General features: G+C 62.2%; 20 protein-coding genes. 6 read left to right on the top strand and 14 right to left on the bottom strand.

Features of this window, described 5'->3' with window-relative positions:
• Positions 1–20 precede the first annotated feature (20 nt).
• The 3 genes from der to ACU5AZ_RS17115 all read right to left on the bottom strand — a co-directional run bounded on the left by der (position 21) and on the right by ACU5AZ_RS17115 (position 2,819).
• On the bottom strand, positions 21–1,445 hold the full coding sequence (gene der / locus ACU5AZ_RS17125; RefSeq protein ID WP_446823536.1) for a ribosome biogenesis GTPase Der: 1,425 nt from the start codon (positions 1,443–1,445) through the stop codon (positions 21–23).
• A gap of 1 nt (position 1,446) precedes the next feature.
• On the bottom strand, positions 1,447–2,124 hold the full coding sequence (locus ACU5AZ_RS17120; protein WP_446823535.1) for a tetratricopeptide repeat protein: 678 nt from the start codon (positions 2,122–2,124) through the stop codon (positions 1,447–1,449).
• 107 nt (positions 2,125–2,231) lie between these two features.
• Positions 2,232–2,819 (bottom strand): NnrU family protein, encoded by a 588-nt coding sequence (locus tag ACU5AZ_RS17115; RefSeq protein WP_446823534.1) that lies wholly within the window; start codon positions 2,817–2,819, stop codon positions 2,232–2,234.
• 127 nt (positions 2,820–2,946) lie between these two features.
• On the opposite strand from ACU5AZ_RS17115, the gene ACU5AZ_RS17110 reads away from it, so the two are divergent.
• The gene (locus ACU5AZ_RS17110; protein ID WP_446823533.1) at positions 2,947–3,921 is read left to right on the top strand and encodes a polysaccharide deacetylase; all 975 of its coding nucleotides are present in this window, start codon (positions 2,947–2,949) and stop codon (positions 3,919–3,921) included.
• 84 nt (positions 3,922–4,005) lie between these two features.
• On the opposite strand, the gene ACU5AZ_RS17105 is transcribed toward ACU5AZ_RS17110, so the two are convergent.
• From ACU5AZ_RS17105 to ACU5AZ_RS17095, 3 genes are all read right to left on the bottom strand, one after another.
• The gene (locus ACU5AZ_RS17105) at positions 4,006–6,000 is read right to left on the bottom strand and encodes a primary-amine oxidase (protein ID WP_446823532.1); all 1,995 of its coding nucleotides are present in this window, start codon (positions 5,998–6,000) and stop codon (positions 4,006–4,008) included.
• Positions 6,001–6,066: 66 nt separating this feature from the next.
• The gene (locus ACU5AZ_RS17100) at positions 6,067–6,246 is read right to left on the bottom strand and encodes a hypothetical protein (RefSeq protein ID WP_446823531.1); all 180 of its coding nucleotides are present in this window, start codon (positions 6,244–6,246) and stop codon (positions 6,067–6,069) included.
• Positions 6,243–7,691, bottom strand: coding sequence for an APC family permease (locus tag ACU5AZ_RS17095; RefSeq protein ID WP_446823530.1), 1,449 nt, complete (start codon positions 7,689–7,691; stop codon positions 6,243–6,245). Before ACU5AZ_RS17095 ends, ACU5AZ_RS17100 begins: the two co-directional genes overlap by 4 nt.
• A gap of 126 nt (positions 7,692–7,817) precedes the next feature.
• Here ACU5AZ_RS17095 and ACU5AZ_RS17090 point away from each other — a divergent pair, with 126 nt between their 5' ends.
• The gene (locus ACU5AZ_RS17090) at positions 7,818–8,825 is read left to right on the top strand and encodes an AraC family transcriptional regulator ligand-binding domain-containing protein (protein WP_446826035.1); all 1,008 of its coding nucleotides are present in this window, start codon (positions 7,818–7,820) and stop codon (positions 8,823–8,825) included.
• 42 nt (positions 8,826–8,867) lie between these two features.
• Here the strand turns inward: ACU5AZ_RS17090 and sbmA are convergent, their stop codons facing one another.
• The 7 genes from sbmA to glpK all read right to left on the bottom strand — a co-directional run bounded on the left by sbmA (position 8,868) and on the right by glpK (position 15,687).
• On the bottom strand, positions 8,868–10,118 hold the full coding sequence (gene sbmA, locus ACU5AZ_RS17085; RefSeq protein ID WP_446823529.1) for a peptide antibiotic transporter SbmA: 1,251 nt from the start codon (positions 10,116–10,118) through the stop codon (positions 8,868–8,870).
• A 131-nt stretch (positions 10,119–10,249) separates the two neighbouring features.
• A complete protein-coding gene (locus tag ACU5AZ_RS17080) occupies positions 10,250–11,356 on the bottom strand; it encodes a YbfB/YjiJ family MFS transporter (protein ID WP_446823528.1) in 1,107 nt (368 codons plus the stop codon).
• 145 nt (positions 11,357–11,501) lie between these two features.
• The gene (map, locus tag ACU5AZ_RS17075; protein ID WP_446823527.1) at positions 11,502–12,254 is read right to left on the bottom strand and encodes a type I methionyl aminopeptidase; all 753 of its coding nucleotides are present in this window, start codon (positions 12,252–12,254) and stop codon (positions 11,502–11,504) included.
• A 43-nt stretch (positions 12,255–12,297) separates the two neighbouring features.
• Positions 12,298–13,356: an LLM class flavin-dependent oxidoreductase gene (locus ACU5AZ_RS17070; RefSeq protein ID WP_446823526.1), complete on the bottom strand. Its 1,059-nt coding sequence runs from the start codon at positions 13,354–13,356 to the stop codon at positions 12,298–12,300.
• Between the two features lie 99 nt (positions 13,357–13,455).
• Positions 13,456–13,887: a PIN domain-containing protein gene (locus ACU5AZ_RS17065; RefSeq protein ID WP_446826034.1), complete on the bottom strand. Its 432-nt coding sequence runs from the start codon at positions 13,885–13,887 to the stop codon at positions 13,456–13,458.
• Positions 13,884–14,129 carry a type II toxin-antitoxin system prevent-host-death family antitoxin gene (locus tag ACU5AZ_RS17060; protein WP_261931880.1) on the bottom strand — a complete coding sequence of 82 codons (246 nt, stop codon included), beginning with the start codon at positions 14,127–14,129 and terminating at the stop codon, positions 13,884–13,886. The genes ACU5AZ_RS17065 and ACU5AZ_RS17060 overlap by 4 nt, the downstream gene beginning before the upstream one ends.
• Positions 14,130–14,199: 70 nt before the next feature.
• On the bottom strand, positions 14,200–15,687 hold the full coding sequence (gene glpK / locus ACU5AZ_RS17055; protein WP_446823525.1) for a glycerol kinase GlpK: 1,488 nt from the start codon (positions 15,685–15,687) through the stop codon (positions 14,200–14,202).
• Positions 15,688–15,894: 207 nt separating this feature from the next.
• On the opposite strand from glpK, the gene ACU5AZ_RS17050 reads away from it, so the two are divergent.
• The 4 genes from ACU5AZ_RS17050 (at position 15,895) to xdhC (ending at position 21,565) form a co-directional block, all read left to right on the top strand.
• Positions 15,895–16,671, top strand: coding sequence for a 3-hydroxybutyrate dehydrogenase (locus ACU5AZ_RS17050; protein WP_446823524.1), 777 nt, complete (start codon positions 15,895–15,897; stop codon positions 16,669–16,671).
• 84 nt (positions 16,672–16,755) lie between these two features.
• Positions 16,756–18,222 carry a xanthine dehydrogenase small subunit gene (xdhA, locus tag ACU5AZ_RS17045; protein WP_446823523.1) on the top strand — a complete coding sequence of 489 codons (1,467 nt, stop codon included), beginning with the start codon at positions 16,756–16,758 and terminating at the stop codon, positions 18,220–18,222.
• An 11-nt stretch (positions 18,223–18,233) separates the two neighbouring features.
• Positions 18,234–20,573 (top strand): xanthine dehydrogenase molybdopterin binding subunit, encoded by a 2,340-nt coding sequence (gene xdhB, locus ACU5AZ_RS17040; protein WP_446823522.1) that lies wholly within the window; start codon positions 18,234–18,236, stop codon positions 20,571–20,573.
• A 191-nt stretch (positions 20,574–20,764) separates the two neighbouring features.
• Positions 20,765–21,565, top strand: a complete 801-nt coding sequence (xdhC, locus tag ACU5AZ_RS17035) for a xanthine dehydrogenase accessory protein XdhC (protein WP_446823521.1) — start codon at positions 20,765–20,767, stop codon at positions 21,563–21,565.
• A 3-nt stretch (positions 21,566–21,568) separates the two neighbouring features.
• On the opposite strand, the gene ACU5AZ_RS17030 is transcribed toward xdhC, so the two are convergent.
• Positions 21,569–21,799, bottom strand: coding sequence for a hypothetical protein (locus tag ACU5AZ_RS17030; protein WP_446823520.1), 231 nt, complete (start codon positions 21,797–21,799; stop codon positions 21,569–21,571).
• Positions 21,800–21,895: the final 96 nt, after the last annotated feature.

Raw genomic sequence — 21,895 nt, 5'->3', positions numbered from 1 at the left:
CGCCAGCCAAATCCGATCGATCAGCGGTTCTTGCGCTTCTTCTTTTCGAACGGGTTGTCGGAAGTGCGGAAGTGGATGCGGATCGGCACGCCCGGCATGTCGAAATCCTTGCGCAGACCGTTGGTCAGGTAGCGCACATAGGATTCCGGCAGCGCGTCGGCCCGAGTCGACGAGATCATGAAGGCCGGCGGACGGGTCTTCACCTGCGTCATGTATTTCAGCTTGATCCGGCGGCCGGAAACGGCCGGTGGCGGATGCTGGACCTGCTGGGTGTCGAGCCAGCGGTTGAGCTTGGCCGTCGACACGCGCTTGTTCCACACCCGGTCGGTATCGGTGACCGCCTGCATCAGCTTGTCGAGGCCCTGCCCCGTTTCGCCGGAGATCGGCACGGCGCGGATGCCGCGCGCCTGCGGCAGAAGCCGGTCGGTCTTTTCGCGCAGCTCGGCGAGCACGGCCTGCCGGTCCTCGATCAGGTCCCACTTGTTGAAGGCGAGCACGGCCGCACGTCCTTCGCGCAGCACGAGATCGACGATGTGCAGGTCCTGCTTCTCGAACGGGATCGTCGCATCGAACAGGATCACGACCAGCTCGGCAAAGCGGATGGCGCGCAGCGTGTCGGCGACAGAGAGCTTTTCCAGCTTCTCCGTGACCCTCGCCTTGCGGCGCATGCCGGCGGTGTCGAACATCTTGATCATCCGGCCGCGCCAGTCCCACTCGACGGAAATGCTGTCGCGGGTAATGCCGGCCTCGGGTCCGGTCAAAAGACGGTCCTCGCCGAGGAAGCGATTGATGAGCGTCGACTTGCCGGCATTCGGACGACCGACGATTGCCACGCGAAGCGGCTTGCTGTCGTCATAGAGCGGCTCTTCGTCGTCATCATCGACGTCGTCGCTGATCGGCAGGTCGATATCGGTGACCGCCTCTTCCTCTTCCTTCGGGAAGGCCTTCTCTTCGCCGATCGCGGCGATGATCGCATCGCGCAGGTCCCACATGCCCTCGCCATGTTCGGCGGAGATCGGGCACGGCTCGCCAAGGCCGAGCGTGAAGGCGTCGTAGAAACCGCCGTCGGAACCCCGCGCCTCGGCCTTGTTGGCGACCAGCACCACGGGCCAGCCGCGCTTTCTCAGCATGCCGGCGAGCTCCTGGTCGACCGGCGTCAGGCCCATCTTGGCGTCAACCAGAAACAGCGTCAGGTCGGCCTCGTCGATGGCGATCTCGGTCTGGGCGCGCATGCGGCCCTGCAGCGTGTCGGCGCCGGCCTCTTCGAGACCGGCCGTATCGATGATGCGGAAACGCAGGTCGATGAGCTTCGCCTCGCCCGGTCGACGGTCGCGGGTAACCCCTGGCGTGTCGTCCACCAGCGCCAGCTTCTTGCCGACAAGCCGGTTGAAAAGGGTGGACTTGCCGACGTTCGGACGGCCGACGATGGCGACGGTGAAGCTCATATCAGCCTTGCGCCACCTTGCCGGAGGCAGCGATCACGCCGAGCAGCATCTTGGCCCGGTTGGCGACGTTTGCCGGAGTTTCGTTGTCGTTTTCGATCGCGTCGAACCATTCCTTGGCCTTGCCGTAATCGCCGGCCTTGAACGCGGCGAGGCCGAGAAGTTCGCGAGCGGAATGACGGAAGGCGTTTCCGGCAACCGCCAGAACCTCGACTTCGCCAGACACCTGGTCATAGGTGCCGGTTTCGACGAGCAGCCAGCCGGCGCGCAGCTTTGCCGCGCTGCGGATGGCTTCCGGAACGGCGTCATCCTTGCCGATCGCCGTAAATGCGTCGATCGCACCCTTCTTGTCGCCCTGCTGCGCCATCAACGAGGCGGCACGCATCTTCGACAGGATCGGATAGGAGCCGGAGCCATTGGCTTCGAGATCGGCCAGTGCCTTCTTGGCTTCGTCCAGCTTGTCCTGGTCGGCCAACTGCAGCGCCGCAAGGAACTGGTCGCCCGACCGCGAAGCCCGGGAGTCGGCCCAATATTCGTAACCGCGGTACGCAGCAGTTCCCACGACGACCAGAACGGCGAGCGCAACGATGATCCGACCGAAGCGTCTCCAGACGGCTCTCATCTGATCCGAGCGCAGCTCTTCGTTTACCTCACGGATAAAACTGTCGTCGTTGTGTACCATGCGTGTCTCCGCGGCCGCGTTCTCCGCCAGCCTTTGTTATCCGGGCCTTCTACCCGATTTTGCCGGTATTGTAAGGGGGCAGTCCGTGTTTTCTTGACAGCCAAGGTTTACATGGCGACCAGAGGGCTGACGCCGATCAGGGTCTCATGCAGATCGAAGACGATCGCCGCCCAGATCAGAATGCCGAGCGCAACGGCGAAAATGTCGTAGCGGCTGGACACGAAAGGCCGCGCCACGACCTCGCCGGACGCCACCCGCTTCTTCAGCGAAATGCGCAGCACCACGGCCCAGATCAGGAAGGCGCCGAACAGCATCACCGACGAAGTCTCGCCATTGGCGAGGAGGTGCGAGAACGCCCAGATCTTGATCGCCACAAGCAGCGGAAACTTCGTCTTGGTCCGGATGTAGCCTGCCGGCAGCGCGGAGGCTGCCAGACAGACGCAGGCAATCAGCATCAGGGTCAGCGTGATATGCGACATCCAGGCCGGCGGATTGTAGAGCATGCCTGTCACCGCCCGCGCCTCTGCGAAGGCCCAGATGAGCAGCGCCAGCGTCGCAATGCTCAGCACGGAATGGAACGTGATCCAGACCGGCCTTCCCAGCGCGGAAATGGCCGACCGGCGCAGGCCGGGCGCGACGACGCGGACCAGGTGAACCGCGAGAAAAAGCAAGATGCTGACCGCCAGAAGCGCCATATGTCCGATCCCCAAAACCTGTGTTCAATCGTTTTTTCGCCACGAAACGCCTGCATGAAGCAGCGGCAACCCGCGCGCCACAGGTTTATTCAGGATTGGCCCGCGAAATCAACATTGAAGGACATGCATGCGTCATTCTGTTCGCCTTTCATTGCTGTTTACCTGCCTTCTTGCCTCTACGGCGATCGCGAAGGAACCGCAGAAGCAGCTGGTCATCATCTCCTTCGACGGTGCGCATGACAACGCGCTGTGGCAGAAGAGCCGGCAGATGGCGAAGGACAGCGGCGCGCATTTCACCTACTTCCTGTCCTGCACCTTTTACATGACGAAGGAGATGGCGCACGCCTACCAGGCGCCGGGCGAAAGGCGCGGCCGGTCGAATGTCGGTTTCGCACCCGACAATGCCGACATAGCCGCACGGCTGGACAATGTCTGGAACGCCCACCTGGAAGGCCACGAGATCGCCAGCCACGGCTGCGGCCATTTCGACGGTTCGAAATGGAGCAAGGCCGACTGGCTTCAGGAATTCGGCACGTTCCGCCAGACGCTGCTGTCCGCCTGGGACGGCATCGGCAAGACCGCGCCGGAGGGCTGGGACGACTTCGTGACCAAGGACATTCGCGGCTTTCGCGCGCCCTATCTCGCGGTGAACGACGCGCTCCCGAAGGCCGAGAAAGAAGCGGGCTACCTGTTCGACGCGAGCCTGGTGACCCGCGGCCCTGCAATGCCTGTTGTTGACGGAAAGCTCACCCGTTTCGGCCTACCGACCATTCCGGAAGGCCCAAGGGACCGGCGCATCATCGGCATGGACTACAATCTCTATGTCCGCCATTCCGACGCCAAGGAAGACAAGCGCGACGCCCCTGAGTTCGAGGAGCGCGCCTATGAAGCCTTCAAGTCCGCGTTCGACCGGCAGTACGACGGCGACCGTGTTCCGCTGCAGCTCGGCTTCCACTTCGTCGAAATGAACGACGGCGCCTACTGGCGCGCGCTGGACCGGCTCCTCAAGGACGTCTGCCACAAGGACGACGTAGCCTGCGTCACCTATCCGGAAGCTATGGATATCCTGAAGAGGGAAAAGGACGGCCACGCCGCCGGCTGATGCCAACCAGGGAACGGTTGCCGGACGCAGCAACCATCGGTGAACACGCCTGCCGCAGAGCCGGCAGGCGTGCCCGGTCTTCGCTCAGGAAGATTTGCAGCATCCCGACGGCTCCGCCGGCGCAGAGCAGCAATCAGCGCTGCGGTTATCCTTGCTGTGCGCGTTCTTTTCCGGCGGCAGGTCCATGCCTATGTTGGACGCAAAGAAGCCGTTCGGCTTCAGGGTGAAGGCTGCATATTCCACCGGCATGATCGGAAAATCCTCCGGCTTGCAGACATGCGTGTGACCGAACGAGTGCCAGAGCACAATGTCCTCGTTCTCGATCGGACGGTTACGCTGCACATATTTCGGCAATCCATCGCCGCCGGCATGGACGTTGGGATAATCGCCGCTGGCATATTTTTCCTTCGGATCATAGGCCGTGACCCAAATGTGCTTGCGCGCAAAGCCGCCGCGCTGGGAGACGGTGGATTCCGGCTGTGCGAGCATCGTCGGAGAAGGCATCACAATCATCTTGTAGCCCGGCGCCTTGCCGACGCTGTTGGAGACGTTGGGATTCTGCACTTTCCAGTAGCGGCCGGTCTCGCCATTGGCGTTTGAAGGACTGTCCAGCTCGCGCTTCAGGACCCGCGTTTTCGTATCGAAGACATTTCCGTAGGGATTGTCGTCACCCCACGGACGCGGAGCAAACTCGTGTTCGGTGACCGTATTGCCACCACCGTCGACGTCCATATGCAGGCGCGCATTGAAGAAGTGCTGGTGCGTCGGACCGCCAAGATTGTCATCCACCATCCCGCCCCAGGGATAGGTCTCGCCGGATGCGATGGCCGCCGTCTGGATGATGCCGGTCAGCTTGGCCTCGAGCTGGATCGTCCCGTCCTGGTAGAGATACCAGTAAAATCCGTAGTCATAATTGCCGACTGTCGCGAAGAACGAGATCACCAGCCGCCGCGAGCGCCGGACCTCATAGATGTCGTTGCGGAATTCGTAGTGCTTCCAGAGGATGCCGTAGTCCTCCTCATGCATGCAGATGGCATTCTTCATGACAAACGGCTGGCCGAAATCGTCTGCGGCGGGCACATCGAAATAATGGATATGGCCGAGGCAGTCGCAGCCGAGCTCCAGGCAGTTGGCAAGCCGCCCGAGACCATACTCGCCGGCGTCGAAGGCGCTCTTCCAGTAGTGATTGGCGGTGGGGTCCGCATAGGGAACGACCATTTCCGTCACCGACGCACGGAATATGATCGGACGCACGCGGTCTCCGTCCTTGATCGACAGCTCATGAAGGACAAGGCCCTCACGGGGCGTGAAACCGACGCGGAATGACCAGTTCTGCCAGGTGACCTTCCAGCCGTCCACGGAGAAGCTCGCGCCTTGCGGCTGCACGATGTCGAGCGGCTTCAGATCCTGCCGGGTCGTCGGAAAGTTTTCGCGACCGTAGTTGCGCTTCTTCTTCGGCACCGGGACGATCTTGTCGTCATCCACGAGGTCGACGACCTCCTGCTTTACCAGATCCACAACCGCGACCACCCCTTCGATCGGATGCGCGTAGCCGTTGTCGCGGATATCGCCGCGCCAGTAGGAAACGGCGCGGACAATTCGTGCCCCCTTCTCGAATTCACGCCCGAAGTAACCGGACGAGAAGGGATCGATCTGGACGAGCGGGATGTCTTCATCGGTGATGCCCCGCCTCTTGACCGCAGCAATCCAGCGGGGATCGCTCTTGACGATCCCTTCGACCGTTTCGAACTCGCACAGCATGACTGGCGGCTGGCCATACGGCGCTTCGTCAAGCGGCAGCCGTTCGTGCGACTTTATCTGACCGGCGGTGAGGTCGACGATCGTCTCGCTCGTCTCACCGGTGGCAACATCGAGGCTCAGAATGAAGGCCAGGCGCGCCGGTCGCCCGCCGGATCGGTAGGCGGCAAGGTCGGCCTTGTCCGGCTCCTCGAGCCGGATGATCGGAAAGCGCACCGAAGCGGCCAGCGCCTTTTCCGATTTCAGGATTGAGACGGCCTGAATGATCTCTTCGGCGGTCAGGAGGTCGAGCGGATGCTGGGACTTGACGGTCGCGTCCATGTGTATTTCCTCTTGATAGAACGGGGTGGCGGCGCGCTCCTCACGCGCCGCCTCGTGCTGGTTGCGTCAGGGTGCCGAGCGGCTGGAGCAGACGTCATCGACGAACGTCATCTCGTCTCCGTGGATGCAGTAGATCCGGCAAAAGGCATGCGCCTCGGCAGCCACAGCAAGCGTTGCGATGAACAGACCGGCATACATCATCCTGATCAGCCGGTCGGATGGTTCCCAGGCGAGAAGCGTGCTCATGCTTCGAACACCTTTCCGAGCGCGGCGTAGCGCTCCGGGCTCGACTTCTTGATGGTGAGCGCGAAGGCGATGCCGGCCAGGCCGCAAAGCACCACCAGGACCGGGAAGGAGTTGACGATCAAATTGGACGTGCCGGCCAGCAATTCCAGATTGGAGATCACAAGGACGAGGGCTCCGGCCAGGCCAATCAGTGCCACTGCTGGAGCAATCACCGTTTTCCAGCGTCCATATCCCTTATTGTCCCTCTTGAAGAACAGCAGGATTGCGACGCAGACGAGGGCCTGGACTGCCAGAATGCCGATGACCGCAAGCGCCGACATGTAGGAGAACACCACCGTGAATGGATCCTGGCCGGCGATCGCGAACGCCGCGAGGATGATGGCAGCGATGGAGGACTGAAGCATGCCGGCGACATAGGGAGAACCATGGACGACGTGGACCTTGCCGAGCGCGCTGAACGCGATGCCTTCGCGTCCGAGAGCGAAGAAGTAGCGGTTCAGCGTATTGTGGAAGGACAGGACGCAGGCGAACAGGCTGGTGATCAGCAGAATGTTCATGGTCTGGGCGGCCCATGCACCAAGTACCGTGCCGGCGGCATCGAAATAGAAGGTCTCAAGCGCGTTGCCGGCGACTTCCTGAACCTTCGACGGCCCGTAATACTGGGTGATCGCCCAGGTCGAGAACGCGTAGAAGACAGCGATCAGCAAGACGGAAATATAGGTGGCGAGCGGAATGGTCTTCTCCGGCTTCTCCGCCTCTTCTCCGAAGATCGCGGTCGCTTCGAAGCCGATGAAGGAGCCGATGACGAAGACCAGGGAGACGCCGAGGCCCGGCGCGAAGACCGAAGATGGCGCGAAGGAGGAAAACCCGATCCCCTCGGGGCCTCCGCCACCGGCAACGATTCCGATGTCGAGCAACAGCAGGATGGCAATCTCGGCGAGCATGCACACCCCGAGGATGGTTCCAGAAAACGCAATGTTGCGCTGCCCCGAAAAGTGCACGACGATCAGGAACGCGAACGACCAGACCCACCAGGGCAGATCAAGGCCAACACCGGCGAGGGCTCCCTCCGTGAACAACCCCAGAAGTCCGTAGACGGCGATCTGCACGGCACTGTAGGTCAGCAGCGCCATGAAGGCCCCGGCAACGCCGGCCGGCTTGCCGATGCCATGCGTGATATAGGTATAGAAGGCCCCAGCGCCGCCGACGTGACGGCTCATCGCCGTAAACCCGACCGAGAACACCAGATAGAGCAGCCCGGCAAGCACGAATGCCCCCGGGACACCGGCGCCATTGCCGAAGGCAAATGCGGGCGGTGTGGCGCCGACCACTGCGGTAAGCGGCGCAGCGGCAGCGACGACGAAGAAAACGATATGGGCGATTCCGACGGAATTACGAGCAAGGCGCACCTGGGGCGTCGCCTGCATGCTTGTCTCAATAGTCATTGGAAGATCCCCTCTTGTGGCGATGGGGGGAAGCCTATTGCTGCTCAACTGGCCCAAATAGTGCAAGGCATGCCAATTATTCGATATATTGTGCCATAACAGCCTACCAGGTCAGCGTTTGCATCAATTGCACAGAAAGGAGGCAGGCCAGTGTCTGGAATTGCATCAATCCGCGCCTCCGTTCTCATCCCCCTGGTTCAACAAATCGACAGGTCGACGGGAAAAGGTGACATTCTGCTGGCCACTCACGGCATTTTGCGGTCGCAGTTGAACGATCCCTACGCCGTGGTTCCCATGTCCCGCTATGTCGCCCTGTTCGAGGATAGCGCGAGGATCACCGGCGACGAGTGCCTCGGCGCCCGGATGGGTCTTCTGTTCAAGGCCGGCGATATCGGCCCGACCGGTGTGCTCTTCTCGATATCGCCGACCATCAAGGCCGCATTTCAACGCATCTCCCGGTTCGTCCACTCACTCCAGGGAGCCACGACAAGCGGACTTTACGAGTATGACAACAATCTCGTGTGGAGTTACAGGCTCGCCGATGAAACGCTCTGGCCCCGTCGCCAGGACAGCGAGTTCTCGCTCTCCGCCTCGTGCCAGATGGTCCGCACCTGCTTCAGCCGCAGCTGGCGGCCGCTCGAAGTCCATTTCGAGCACGGACCGCCACGGAGCGTCGCCGTGCTCGAGCGCATTTTTCGGGCGCCCCTGAAATTCGGCCAGTCGAGCAATCGCATCATATTCGAAAGAGGCGACGGAGAGAGGCTGTATCGGGCAGAAGACGTGGCACTCACCAGCGTCCTTGAACGCCATATCGTGGATTTGCTCGACCGGGATCAGGAACCGGCATCGGTCCACGACAAGGTGCAGTCGCTCATAGAGATCTACCTCGGTCACAAGCGCATAACGCTGGGGACGATCGCCGACGAGCTTGGCATCTCGCAGCGGACCTTGCAGCGCCGTCTGTCGGAGGAAGGGACATCGCTTCGCGCAATGATCGAAGGGCACCGGCGCATCTTGACTGCCAAGCAGCTCGACGCCTCCGTGAAGAAATCCCGCATAGCCGAAACGCTCGGCTATGCGGATTCGACCGTCTTCTGGCGCGCGCACAAGAAGTGGACGCAGACACAGGACTGACGAACGATCCGCGGCGATGGCCGCGGCCGCCGTTCCTCGACGTCAATCTTCGACCGGGTTGGCCATGTAGTTCTGATCGATCGCCGGCAGAGGCTCGTCATAGATCGCCGCCTCGAAGGAGCGCAGGCGCTTGTAGATCGAGAGCAGGTCGACGATCGTCGTCCAGGAATTGACGAGATACTGGAATGATCCGCGCACCTGGTCGAAGACGTTGTTGATCTGCGTCATCAGGCCCAGCGTCAGCTTGCCCGCGACGATCGACGGCACCAGAACCAGCAGGGAGAAGATGTTGTCGGCCTGCAGGTAGAAGATGCGGGCGACGTTGAAATACAGGTAGTGGAAATAAAGCCGGAAATAGTTCTTCCGGACGTTGTCGTAGAGTTCGCGGACCGTCAGCGGCTCGGCGCGGGCACCGTCGTCCTCGCCATAGACCAGTTCCTTGCGGTAGGCCGCTTCCACGCGCTGGTTCTTGAATTCGAGCCCCGGCAGCTTGATGCCGACGATGGCCAGGAAGAACGTGCCGAAGACCGACCAGAAGATCGCCGCCCAGACCAGCGCATATGGAATGTGCCCGACGATCGGCAGTTCGGTGATGTCCTTGCTGAGCGTGAAGAGAACGGGAAGGAAGGCGATCAGCGTCATGACCGAGCCGATCAGGCTCACGCCCAGCCCCTCGACGGTCGAGGAGAACCGCATGGTATCTTCCTGCACACGCTGGGAGGCGCCTTCGATGTGGCGCAGCCGTCCCCAGTTGGCCATGTAGTATCCGTTCATCGCGGTCCGCCAGCGGAAGATCCAGTGGCTGACGAAGAAGCGGTTGAGAACGCCGATGGTGATTGCCACGAAGGCAATGCCGGCGACACCGAGCATGCCGAGATAAAGCTCGCTTGCGGTGACGGCGCCCGGCGTCGAAAGCGCCTTCTGGATAAGGTCGTAGTAGGGGCCGTACCAGGCGTTGAAGGCGACGCTGACCTGGACGCTGAAATAGGTGTTGAAGATGATCAGCGCGCTGCCCCAGAGCGACCAGCCCTGCCACGGATGCGGGCTGATCATCCGCCATGCGGCGCCGAACAGCAGGACCACGAAGAAGTAGTAGATGTAGAACCAGAGAAACGACGGCGCCCAGAAGCGCGAGATCCCGATCGGCAGTTCGCTGTCGGGCATTGTGCTTGCCAGTCCAATGTATTCCCCCCATCTGTCGGCGCCGGCATACCATAAGCCGATGCAGAGCAGCGACCAGACGACGGCGGAAATGAAGAATGGCTTCGGCTTGGGGAAGAATGAGAGGAACAAGCTATGCGGCTCCCTTGTCGTATGTCTCGCATGCGAGCAGGATTGATTTGCGGGGAACCTAGGCCAGAACGCAAAACGCGGCAATGGCGGGCGGCCAAGATGACACAATTGTAATCAGGGAAAATGCGCCGTTACCGGGGCTTGGCACCAAGCGTCATGACAAGGAACGCAACCACAAGCATAGCCGCCGCCATGAGGCTCGCCATGGTAAAGCTTCCCGTCAGCGACGCCGCATAGCCGGCGACGACAGGACCGACGATCTGGCCCAGTCCGAAGGCCGCCGTCATGAGGCCGATCGCCCGGCGCGGACTTTCATGCCAGAGCGTCCGGCTGAGCTGCAGGCCGTAGGCGGTGATCATGATGAAGGTCGCGCCGAGAAAGATGCCGCCGATCATGAGACCGGCAAGTCCCGGCACCAGCACGGACGCGACGACGCCCACCGCTTCCAGCGCGATCCCGGTGATGTAGGTCCGCCGAAGACCGTTTCTTTTCGCATAGAACGGCCAGAGAAACATCGACGCCATGACGGCCAGGCCGGTGGCGAACCAGCAGAGAAATTCGGCCGCCGCCCCGCCGCCGCCCATGCGCGCGATGGTCACGAGGAAGGTGGCGGTGATGATGTACCCAAAGCCGAAGAGGCCGTAGGAGACTATCATCCGGATCCCCTCGCCGTTCCACGTCAGATGCGGCTCGGCTGGCGTCTTGCCGCGATGCCGGTCCGGCCTCGGGATGAAAATCAGGCCGACCACGAAGGCCACGACACACAGCGCGCCGGCCACAACCCACTCCGCCCGCCACTGCGCAATGCCGAAATCGATCGGCTTCATGGCGAAAACCATGAGCGAGGACAGCGCGATGCCGAAGCCCACGCCGCCGAAATGCAGCGCCTGCACGCGCACGTCGCCGGGAAAGCGGGCAAGGATCAGCGATGTCGCGAAGATCATGATGAAGGCGCTGGCGACGCCGGCACCGAAGCGGACGATGGAGAAAAGGAAGAGGTTGGAAATGCAGGCCATCAAAACGAGCAGGACGGCATTGGCGGCCAGCGACCAGAGCGCCACCTGCCGCTCGCGCCCGGAGGCCCAGCCAAGCGAGGCGAGGATGGCGCCTGCGAGATATCCTACGAAATTGGCGGAAGCGATGATGCCCGCATCACCCGCGGAAAGCCCCGCGCCGGCCATCATGCCCGGCAGGATGGGGGTGTAGACGAAGCGACCGAATCCCATCGCCGCGGCCATGACGATCGCTCCGGACAAGCCGGAAAAAATGGCGGATTCGGAAGCGGGCTTCATTAGCATGCGAGCGTTATGGCATCGCCTCCCGCGCTGCACAAACGCAGAATGCTGCACGATCGGACAAAAAATTTGATCGGTGACCCGCTGCTCAGTCCGGCAGCGTCAGGATCAAGGGGCCGTTCTTGGTGGCGACGACGGTGTGCTCATATTGGACAGTCAGCGCCCGCGGATCGGAATAGAGCGTCCACTCGTCCGCCTCACCGTCATCAGCCCACTGCGCGCCGAGCGAAAGAAACGGCTCGACGGTGAAGACCAGACCATCTTCTGCAACCCGTCGCTCGGATGCATCCGGCCAAGTGGAAAGCTCGGCCGGCTCCTCATGCAGAGAGCGCCCGACGCCGTGGCTGGCGAGATTGCGGATGAGCGTATAGCGGTTTCTGCTGGCGAAACGCCCGATAGCATTGCCGATGTTGGCGAGCGGCGCACCGGCTTTCACCTGCTGCAGGCCGATGAACAGCGCGCGCTTGCCGTCGCGGCAGAGCCTTTCGGTCCGCTTGGCGACCGGCGGCACCGCATAGGACGCGCCCGTATCGCCGAAGAAGCCATCCTTGACGGCCGACACGTCGATGTTGACGAGATCGCCGGCCTGGATGACGCGCGCGCCCGGAATGCCGTGCGCCACTTCTTCATTGACGGAAATGCAGGTGGCGCCGGGGAACTTGTAGCAGAACTCCGGGGCCGATTGCGCACCGTTGTCCTCCAGGATCTTGCGGCCGATCGCGTCGAGCTCTGCCGTCGTGATGCCCGGTTCGAGAGCCTCGCCCATGTCCTTCAGGGCAATACCGCAAATCCGGCCGATATCCTTCAGCTTTTGAAGTTCGTCGTCTGAGGAAATGACCATGGGCTCCGTCCGGTTGCTTGCAATGCTGGTTCAGGTGGCGGTGTTATTCTGCCGCTTTCTCCATCTTTTTCTCATCCGTCAATGCTTTTCTGACCAGAGGCGCGACCTTTGTGCCGAAGAGTTCGATGGCGTGCATGAGCTTTTCATGCGGCATCAGGCCGATCGCCATCTGCAACAGGAAGCGGTCATTGCGGAAGATGCGGTGATGCGCGACGATCTTCTCCGCCATCTCTTCCGGGCTGCCGACGAAGATCGCGCCGTGTGGTCCGCGCTGCATGTCGAAATGGCTGCGCGTCATGGCCGAGAACCCGCGTTCGCGGCCGATCCGGTTCATCACCTCGGCCTGCGGCTCGTAGAAGATGTCGGCCGCTTCCTCGGTCGTATCCCAGACGAAGCCATGGACGTTGATGGACGTCGCCAGCTTGTCCGGATCGTGTCCGACCTTGCGCGCCGTCTCGCGGTAGAGCTGGAACAGGGGCGCAAAGCGGCGCGGCTCGCCACCGATGATGGCGAGCGCCAGCGGCAGGCCGAAATAGGCAGCGCGCGCCACCGAATTCGGCGTGCCGCCGACGGCGACCCACAGCGGCAACGGATCCTGCAGCGGCCGCGGATAGACCGGCAGGTCGTTGATCGGCGCCCGCGTCTCGCCTGACCACGTCACCCGCTCGCCTTCGCGCAGCTTCAAGAGCAGGCCGAGCTTCTCGTCGAACAGCTTGTCGTAATCGTCGAGATCGTAGCCGAACAGCGGGAAGGATTCGATGAAGGAACCACGCCCGGCCATCATTTCCGCCCTACCCTTCGACAGGAGATCGACGGTCGCAAACTGCTGGAACACGCGCACCGGATCGTCGGAACTCAAGACCGAGACCGCGCTGGTCAGGCGAATGTTCTTGGTCTTCACCGCCGCTGCCGCGAGCAACGTCGCCGGGCTGGAGGCCATGTAGTCCGGGCGGTGATGCTCACCGAGACCGAAGACGTCGAGCCCCACCTTGTCGGCAAGTTCGATTTCGGCGATCAGCTCTTCGGCCCGCCTTGCCGCGGCCTCCCCCTTGTTCTGCGCATTCGGGTCGACATCGGCAAATGTGTAGAGGCCAAGTTCCATGATCGTTCCTTTCGGTTTTGACCAATGACATAGGCCGGCGACGGAACGAGGCCAAGGGCAGCCGCGAAGACAGACTGTCCTCCACGCGAAAACAGTCGCCTATTCGGCCGCCACTTCCCAGGGGTTGATCAAATTCAGGGGCATACCCTCAAAATCGCGGACATTGCGGGTGACCAAGGTGAAGCCCGCAGCAATGGCGGTCGCTCCTATCAGGGCATCACGCTCTGGTTTGCGATCGGGTATGTGCAGTCCCGCACAGATGCGGGCGACCTGCTCGTCTACGGGAAGTATTCTGGCGTTAAACACGCTGACGACGGTCTCTTCGAGCCAGCGTCTCAGTCCCTCGCCTTGACGGGCGTCGCGCCGCTCCATCAAAAGCGCGCCATATTCGAGCTCGAGAAGTGTTATGGCGGATATGAAAGATTGACGTGGGTCGCGACCGCCAATCCATGCCACGACACTCTTGTCGGCCCGGCCGCTACGAAACTTCCGCAGTTCCGAAACGATGTTCGTGTCGAGAAGATACATCAGTCGAATTCAGCTGGACGGATTCCCAAATCGCCGAGTTTGGGCGGATCGAAATCGATATCGTCATCTTCCGGCATGGAAAGAAGCTCCGCCAGATTCTGCTTCCGGAGCCCCGCAAGGCGTTCGTACTCCTCGATCGACAACAGCACATGCGCCGGCCGGCCGCGGTCGGTGATGAACACGGGTTCCTTTTCGGCTGCCTTCTTGGCGCCGCTGGTATTCTGGTTGAATTCCCGGCTGGTCATGATCGTCACGGCGGCATCTCCTTTGTAGCAACGTTACTACATTTGGTGCCGGTCGTAAATCGGAACAAGATCAGCTCAGCGTCCGCTCGACCGCCCGCTTCCAGCCCTTGAGCCTTGCCTTGCGCGTATCGTCATCCATTTGCGGTTCGAAACGGCGGTCACGCGCCCAGCTGGCGGCAAAGCCGTCCATGTCCGGCCAGACGCCGGCCCGTGATCCGGCGAGCCAGGCGGCGCCGAGCGCCGTCGTCTCGAGGATCGTCGGACGGTCGACGGGCGCATCGATCAGGTCGGAAAGCCGCTGCATGGTCCAGTCGGAGGCCACCATGCCACCATCGACCCGCAGGACGGTGTCGCCTTCCGCGCTCGTCCAGTCCTTCTTCATCGCGTCGAGCAGGTCGCCGGTCTGGAAGCAGACCGCCTCAAGCGCCGCCTTGCAGAATTCGGCCGGACCGGTGTTGCGGGTCATGCCGTAGATCGCGCCGCGCGCTTCCGCGTCCCAATAAGGCGCACCGAGCCCGGTAAAGGCCGGCACGAGATAGACGTCCTGAGACGGGTCGGCATTGGCGGCCAGCGCGCCGGATTCGGCGGCATTGTCGATGATCATCAGCCCGTCGCGCAGCCACTGTACGGCAGCCCCGGCGATGAAGATCGATCCCTCCAGCGCATAGGTGGTCTCTCCATTCATCCGATAGGCAATCGTGGTCAGCAGACGGTTCTTCGAATGGACGAGATCCGTGCCGGTGTTCAAAAGCGCAAAGCAACCCGTGCCGTAGGTCGACTTCATCATGCCCGGTTTGAAGCAGGCCTGGCCGATGGTGGCAGCCTGCTGGTCGCCGGCAACACCAAGGATCGGGATCGGCGCGCCGAACAGATCGGCATCCGTCGTTCCGAAGTCGGCGGCGCAATCCTTCACCTCCGGCAGCATCGACGCCGGAATGTTCAGGATGCCGAGAAGGTCCGCGTCCCACTCGTTCTTGCGGATATTGTAGATGAGGGTGCGCGACGCATTGGTCGCGTCGGTGACGAAGGATTTGCCGCCGGTCAGCCGCCAGATCAGGAAGGCGTCGATCGTGCCAAAGCAGAGCTCGCCCTTTTCCGCCTTCTCTCGCGCGCCTTCGACGTGATCCAGAAGCCAGGCAACCTTGGTTCCGGAGAAATAGGGATCGAGCAGCAGACCGGTCTTCTGCGTGAAGGTCTTTTCATAGCCCTGCTTTTTCAGCGTCTCGCAGAAGGAGGCGGTGCGGCGGTCCTGCCAGACGATCGCCTTGTGGATCGCCTTGCCGCTCTTGCGCTCCCAGACGACCGTCGTTTCGCGCTGGTTGGTGATCCCGATCGCTGCGATGTCGGAGGCCGATATCCCGGCCTTCTTGATGGCGCCCTTGATGGTCGAGACGACGGACTGCCAGATTTCTTCCGGATCATGCTCGACCCAACCGGAATCGGGGAAGAACTGGGTGAACTCCTCCTGCGCGATAGCCACGACCTTCATGTCGCCGTCGAAGATGATCGCCCGGCTCGATGTCGTGCCCTGATCGATGGCGAGAATATAGCTGCCCATGCCGTCCTCCCAGAAGTCATGCTTTTGTTTCACTTCAATATCAGCCCAAAACGAATGTCAAACGAAAACAAAACGCAAATGCACCGCAGCCGCGGCATCGCGTCACCCCCGCCGGAAATCTCAATTGCCAGCTCTCCCTGATGTCAATAACCTGCCCTAGATACTGCATTGCAGCAGAACACAAACTCATTCACAGGGAGTTCTATCATGGCAATCACTGTCGTCGTCACTGGGTCGACCAGCGGTATCGGTTTCGGCATCGCCAAGGGCTTTGCCGGAAAGGGCGCCAACATCGTGATGAACGGCTTCGGCAAGCCGGAAGACATCGAGGCGAAGAAGAAGGAACTCGAGGACGCCGGCAGCGGCAAGGTGCTCTATCACGCCGCCGACATGACCAAGCCGGAAGAGATTGCCGACATGATCGCCACGGCCGAAAAGACCTTCGGCGGCATCGACGTCCTCGTGAACAATGCCGGCATCCAGCATGTCGCTCCGGTCGAGGAATTCCCGATCGAGAAGTGGAACATGATCATCGCCATCAACCTGTCCTCCTCCTTCCACACGATCCGCGCCGCGGTTCCGGGCATGAAGAAGAAGGGCAAGGGCCGGATCATCAACATCGCGTCTGCCCACGGCCTCGTCGCCTCCCCCTTCAAGTCGGCTTATGTCGCCGCCAAGCACGGCATTCTGGGTCTCACCAAGACGGTCGCGCTGGAACTTGCCGAACACGGCGTCACCGTCAATGCCATCTGCCCCGGCTACGTGCTGACACCGCTCGTCGAAGCGCAGATCCCGGATACGGCGAAGGCCCGCAACATGACGGAAGAACAGGTGAAGAAGGAAGTCATCCTCGAAGCCCAGCCGACGAAGGAATTCGTCACCGTCGAGCAGATCGCCGCACTGGCGCAATACCTTGCGAGCGACGACGCCAAGCAGATCACCGGCACGCACATCTCCATGGATGGCGGCTGGACAGCGAAATAGTTTCCGTTGCACTGCAACCATTGACGGAAAGCCGAAATAGGCAAAGAGTGGCCTTTTGTTTACTAATTGGACAAAAGGCAACTCATGGCAGATTCGATCCGCTTCTTCTTGAATGATGAAGTCGTTTCTCTTTCGTCCGTCCGTCCGACGGAAACGCTTCTCGATTATCTTCGGCTGAAACGCCGGCTGACCGGGACGAAGGAGGGATGTGCGGAAGGAGATTGCGGCGCCTGCACGGTCCTCGTCGGCCGCCTGGTCGACGGCGCGTTACGTTATGAAGGCGTCAATGCCTGCATCCGTTTTTTGGGATCGCTGAACGCGACTCACGTCGTCACGGTCGAGCACCTGGCTGCGAAAGACGGCAAGTTGCACCCGGTCCAGCAGGCCATGGTCGACACGCATGGCTCGCAATGCGGTTTCTGCACGCCGGGCATCGTCATGTCGCTATACGGGCTCTGGCTGTCGAACAGCGCGCCGTCGCGCGCCGATATCGAGAAGGCGCTGCAGGGCAATCTCTGTCGCTGCACTGGCTATGAGCCGATCGTGAAGGCCGCCGAACAGGTGTCGGCGGCGCGACCGAGCACGCTGTTCGACCCTGTGGAAAAGATTCGCACGGAAGTTGCCGCCAAGCTCTGGTCGATGCGCAGCGACGCGACAATCGACATCACGACCGAGGACGGCAGGCTGCTCGTTCCGGGCTCGGTCGAAAAGCTCCTCGAAATCATGGCCGAACATCCACAGGCGACCATAGTCGCCGGCTCAACCGATGTCGGTCTCTGGGTCACCAAGCAGATGCGGGAACTGAACCCCGTCGTCTTCATCAATCACCTGACCGACCTGCAGATCGTTCGCGCTGACGAGACCGGGGTCTTCATCGGCGCCGGCGTCACCTACAGCCAGGCCTTCAAGACACTTGCCGCCGAAATTCCGGCGCTTGCCCCTCTCCTCGACCGGATTGGTGGCGAGCAGGTGCGCAACATGGGCACGATCGGCGGCAATATCGCCAACGGCTCGCCGATCGGCGACACGCCGCCGCCTCTGATCGCACTTGGCGCAACCGTGACGCTGCGCTCGGTGCGCGGCCGCCGGTCGATCCCGCTCGAAGACTTCTTCATCGAATATGGCAAACAGGACCGCGCCGCCGACGAGATCGTCGACAGCATTTTCATTCCGCGCCCGCCCGCAGCGAGCCGGTTCGCCGTCTACAAGATTTCCAAGCGGCGCGACGAGGACATCTCGGCGCTCTGCGGCGCCTTCAGCCTGACGCTCGACGACATGAACAAGGTCGCCGACATCCGCATTGCCTTCGGCGGCATGGCCGGCACGCCCAAGCGCGCCCGGGCTGTCGAAAGCGCACTTCTCGGCCAGCCCTGGAGCGAGGAGACGATCGAGGCGGCGCGTGACGCCTTCGACAGCGACTTCCAGCCGTTGACAGACTGGCGCGCCAGCGCCGGATACCGCCAGCTGACCGCGAAGAACCTTTTGACCCGCTTCTACCTGGAAACGACCGGTGACCGACAGGAACTGGTGCGTTTCGAGGCTGCTGAGTGAGGAAGACGGACATGGACAAGAGAACCTTCGAACCCAAGAGCACGATCAGCGGCCCGATGCACCAGGTCCTGAAGCACGATTCGGCCCACAAGCATGTCAGCGGCACCGCTGACTACATCGACGACATGCCGGAACCGGCAAACCTCCTGCATGGCGCGCTCGGCCTCTCCACGCGGGCGCATGCAAAAATCCTGTCGATGGACCTTTCAGAAGTGGAAGCATCCCCCGGCGTCGTCTGCGTGCTGACCGGCAAGGATGTGCCCGGCGTCAACGACGTCTCGTCCGCCGGACTGCACGACGAACCACTGCTCGCCGAAACGGAAGTCCAGTTCCATGGCCAGCCCATCTTCGCCGTGATCGGCGAAACCCGCGAGGCCGCCCGGCGCGCCGCGACCAAGGCGAAGATCGAGTACGAGGACCTGCCCTTCTGGACCGACATCGACGGCGCACTTGCCAACAACGCGCCGACGGTCGTCACCCCCATGACGCTGAAGCGCGGCGAAGCCGAGGCGGAGATGAAGAACGCGCCGCGCACGCTCTCCGGCACCATGCGGATCGGCGGCCAGGAACATTTCTATCTGGAAAGCCATATTTCCATGGCGATCCCCGGCGAGGACGACGAGGTCACCATCTGGGCCTCCACCCAGCATCCGAGTGAAATCCAGCACATCGTCGGCCACGTCCTCGACGTTCCGTCCCACGCGATCACGGTCAACACGAGGCGCATGGGCGGCGGCTTCGGCGGCAAGGAGACCCAGGGCAACCAGTTCGCGGCGCTGGCCGCCATTGCGGCCAAGAAGCTGAAGCGCGCCGTCAAGTTCCGCCCCGACCGCGACGAGGACATGACCGCGACCGGCAAGCGCCACGATTTCCGCGTCGACTACGAGGTCGGCTTCGACGACGACGGCGCCATCCATGCCGTCAAGGCGAACTTCGCCGCCCGCTGCGGCTATTCGGCCGATCTCTCCGGCCCGGTCACCGACCGCGCCCTCTTCCATGCCGATTCCAGCTATTTCTATCCGCATGTGCTGTTGAAATCGCAACCGCTCAAGACCCACACGGTCTCCAACACCGCGTATCGCGGCTTCGGCGGTCCGCAGGGCATGGTCGGCGGCGAGCGCATCATCGAGGAGATCGCCTATGCGCTCGGCAAGGACCCCCTCGAGATCCGCCGCAAGAATTTTTATGGCCAGAAGGGCTCCGACCGGGTCCTGACGCCCTATCACCAGACCGTCGAGGACAACATCATCGACCGCATCGTCGACGAGCTGGAAGCCTCCTCCGACTATCAGGCCCGCCGGCAGGCGATCGTCGATTTCAACCGCACGAGCCGCGTCATCCGCAAGGGCATCGCACTGACCCCGGTCAAGTTCGGCATCTCCTTCACCATGACGGCCTTCAATCAGGCGGGCGCGCTGGTGCACGTCTATCAGGACGGGTCGATCCACCTGAACCATGGCGGCACGGAAATGGGCCAGGGCCTGTACACCAAGGTCGCCCAGGTGCTCGCCGACGCCTTCCAGGTCGATATCGACAAGGTGAAGATCACCGCGACGACGACAGGCAAGGTGCCGAACACCTCGGCGACGGCCGCGTCTTCCGGCACCGACCTCAACGGCATGGCCGCTCTCGACGCCGCCAACCAGATCAAGGACCGCCTGATCCGCTTCGCCGCCAAGAAGTGGAAGGTGAAGATGGCCGACGTCGAGTTCCTTCCAAACCGGGTGAAGATCGGCGACAAGGAGGAAGTCCCCTTCCCCGATCTCATCCGCCAGGCCTATTTCGACCGCGTCCAGCTGTCCGCCGCCGGCTTCTACAAGACGCCGAACATCCACTGGGACCGCGCCAGCGGCAAGGGCCAGCCCTTCTACTACTTCGCCTATGGCGCGGCCTGCTCCGAGGTCTCGATCGACACGCTGACCGGCGAATACATGATGGAACGAACCGACATCCTGCACGACGTCGGCAAGTCGCTCAATCCGGCGATCGACATCGGACAGGTGGAAGGCGCATTCGTGCAGGGCATGGGCTGGCTGACGACGGAGGAACTCTGGTGGGACGGCAAGGGACGGCTGCGCACGCATGCGCCGTCGACCTACAAGATCCCGCTCGCCTCCGACCGGCCGAAGATATTCGACGTCAAACTGGCGGAATGGTCCGTAAACGCCGAGCCGACCATCGGCCGCTCGAAGGCCGTCGGCGAGCCGCCTTTCATGCTGGCGATCTCCGTCCTGGAGGCGCTGTCGATGGCCGTCGCCAGCGTCGCCGACTACAGGGTCTGCCCGAAACTCGACGCGCCGGCGACACCCGAGCGCATTCTGATGGCCGTGGAACGCATGAAAACGGTATGATGCGTTCGCCAGTGATGGGCAAATTAGGAAGGTCCCCCTCTGGCCTGCCGGCCATCTCCCCCACAAGGGGGGAGAAACCGCGCGGAAGCGACCTGTTGATCTCCATGAGGGTGAGAAGGCGCGGCAAGCCCCTCCCCCTTGTGGGGAGGGGTTGGGGAGGGGATTTTTGTTGAAGCGCAGATACTTTCCCCATGTTCACCTGTGATTCCTTCAGGGCCTTTGCGGCCCGCCACCGCCAGCTCGTCTTCGTCGAGGTCGCCTCGGTCAAGGGGTCGACGCCGCGCGAGGCGGGCGCGTTCATGCTGGTCGCCCCGCGCGAGACCTGGGGCACGATCGGCGGCGGCCAACTGGAGTACCGCGCGATCGCCCATGCGCTGAAGCTGATGGTCGGCGAGGAAACCACGCTCTCGCTCGACATTCCGCTGGGCCCGGAAATTGGTCAGTGCTGCGGCGGCCGCACGCTGTTGCGATTCCTGCAGGCCGACCCGCACATCCTCCAGCTGATCGAACGCCGGCTGGAGGACGAGCGCGCCATCTGGCCGGACGTCCATATCTTCGGCGCAGGCCATGTGGGCAAGGCGCTCGTCCGTGCGCTCGCCCCCCTGCCGCTCGCCGTCACCATGGTCGAAACCCGCGCGGAGGAACTGCAGGGACTGAAGGCGGAGGGCGTCTCGGTCAAGCACGTTGCCATGCCCGAGGCGCTGGTGGCGGACATCCGGCCCGGTGGTGCGGTCCTGGTGATGACCCACGACCACGCGCTCGATTTCCTGATCGCCCGCGAGGCGCTCCTGAACGACGATCTTCTCTATGTCGGCATGATAGGCTCGTCGACCAAACGCGCGACCTTCGTCAACTGGCTTCAACGCGAAGGCGAGGACGAAAGCCTGGCGCGCCGGCTCGTCCTGCCGATCGGCGGCGCCAGCGTCCGCGACAAGCGCCCGGCGGTGATCGCCGCCATGGTCGCCGCCGAGCTGCTAGACCACCTCCTTTGACCATCACAGCATGTGGCGCAGCCGGTTGCCGGCCCGCCAGAAGCGCTCCCGTCCGGTGTGTCCGTCCGCCCCACCGTTATCGCCAATGCCAATGTCCGCGCGCAGATGGCGATCAAGCTCTTCCACCCGGCAACGGAAATGCTCCGGCCGGGATGGGCGCCTGAACATCAGGCGCAGTTTGTCGATGACAGAGCGCGTCGCGCCGCTGCCTTGCGTTGCTTCCATGCTGGCCATTGCCAGATTCCTTTTATTGATCCACAGTCACATTCGCTCAAAAAAGGCTTCTCCACCAACGAATTTCTCGCCAGAACGCATAAAGAGAACTGATCC

This window comes from Rhizobium sp. PAMB 3182, assembly GCF_052908355.1.
Note: the sequence above shows the minus strand (reverse complement) of the source record. Positions and strands in the feature narration are given on the sequence as shown.

Excerpts from the sequence above, each read along its gene's own strand:
- der (WP_446823536.1), bottom strand. The coding sequence starts at position 1,445 with ATGAGCTTCACCGTCGCCATCGTCGGCCGTCCGAACGTCGGCAAGTCC.
- ACU5AZ_RS17120 (WP_446823535.1), bottom strand. The coding sequence starts at position 2,124 with ATGGTACACAACGACGACAGTTTTATCCGTGAGGTAAACGAAGAGCTG.
- ACU5AZ_RS17115 (WP_446823534.1), bottom strand. The coding sequence starts at position 2,819 with ATGGCGCTTCTGGCGGTCAGCATCTTGCTTTTTCTCGCGGTTCACCTG.
- ACU5AZ_RS17110 (WP_446823533.1), top strand. The coding sequence starts at position 2,947 with ATGCGTCATTCTGTTCGCCTTTCATTGCTGTTTACCTGCCTTCTTGCC.
- ACU5AZ_RS17105 (WP_446823532.1), bottom strand. The coding sequence starts at position 6,000 with ATGGACGCGACCGTCAAGTCCCAGCATCCGCTCGACCTCCTGACCGCC.
- ACU5AZ_RS17100 (WP_446823531.1), bottom strand. The coding sequence starts at position 6,246 with ATGAGCACGCTTCTCGCCTGGGAACCATCCGACCGGCTGATCAGGATG.
- ACU5AZ_RS17095 (WP_446823530.1), bottom strand. The coding sequence starts at position 7,691 with ATGACTATTGAGACAAGCATGCAGGCGACGCCCCAGGTGCGCCTTGCT.
- ACU5AZ_RS17080 (WP_446823528.1), bottom strand. The coding sequence starts at position 11,356 with ATGGCCGCGGCGATGGGATTCGGTCGCTTCGTCTACACCCCCATCCTG.
- map (WP_446823527.1), bottom strand. The coding sequence starts at position 12,254 with ATGGTCATTTCCTCAGACGACGAACTTCAAAAGCTGAAGGATATCGGC.
- ACU5AZ_RS17070 (WP_446823526.1), bottom strand. The coding sequence starts at position 13,356 with ATGGAACTTGGCCTCTACACATTTGCCGATGTCGACCCGAATGCGCAG.
- ACU5AZ_RS17060 (WP_261931880.1), bottom strand. The coding sequence starts at position 14,129 with ATGACCAGCCGGGAATTCAACCAGAATACCAGCGGCGCCAAGAAGGCA.
- glpK (WP_446823525.1), bottom strand. The coding sequence starts at position 15,687 with ATGGGCAGCTATATTCTCGCCATCGATCAGGGCACGACATCGAGCCGG.
- ACU5AZ_RS17050 (WP_446823524.1), top strand. The coding sequence starts at position 15,895 with ATGGCAATCACTGTCGTCGTCACTGGGTCGACCAGCGGTATCGGTTTC.
- xdhA (WP_446823523.1), top strand. The coding sequence starts at position 16,756 with ATGGCAGATTCGATCCGCTTCTTCTTGAATGATGAAGTCGTTTCTCTT.
- xdhB (WP_446823522.1), top strand. The coding sequence starts at position 18,234 with ATGGACAAGAGAACCTTCGAACCCAAGAGCACGATCAGCGGCCCGATG.
- xdhC (WP_446823521.1), top strand. The coding sequence starts at position 20,765 with ATGTTCACCTGTGATTCCTTCAGGGCCTTTGCGGCCCGCCACCGCCAG.
- ACU5AZ_RS17030 (WP_446823520.1), bottom strand. The coding sequence starts at position 21,799 with ATGGCCAGCATGGAAGCAACGCAAGGCAGCGGCGCGACGCGCTCTGTC.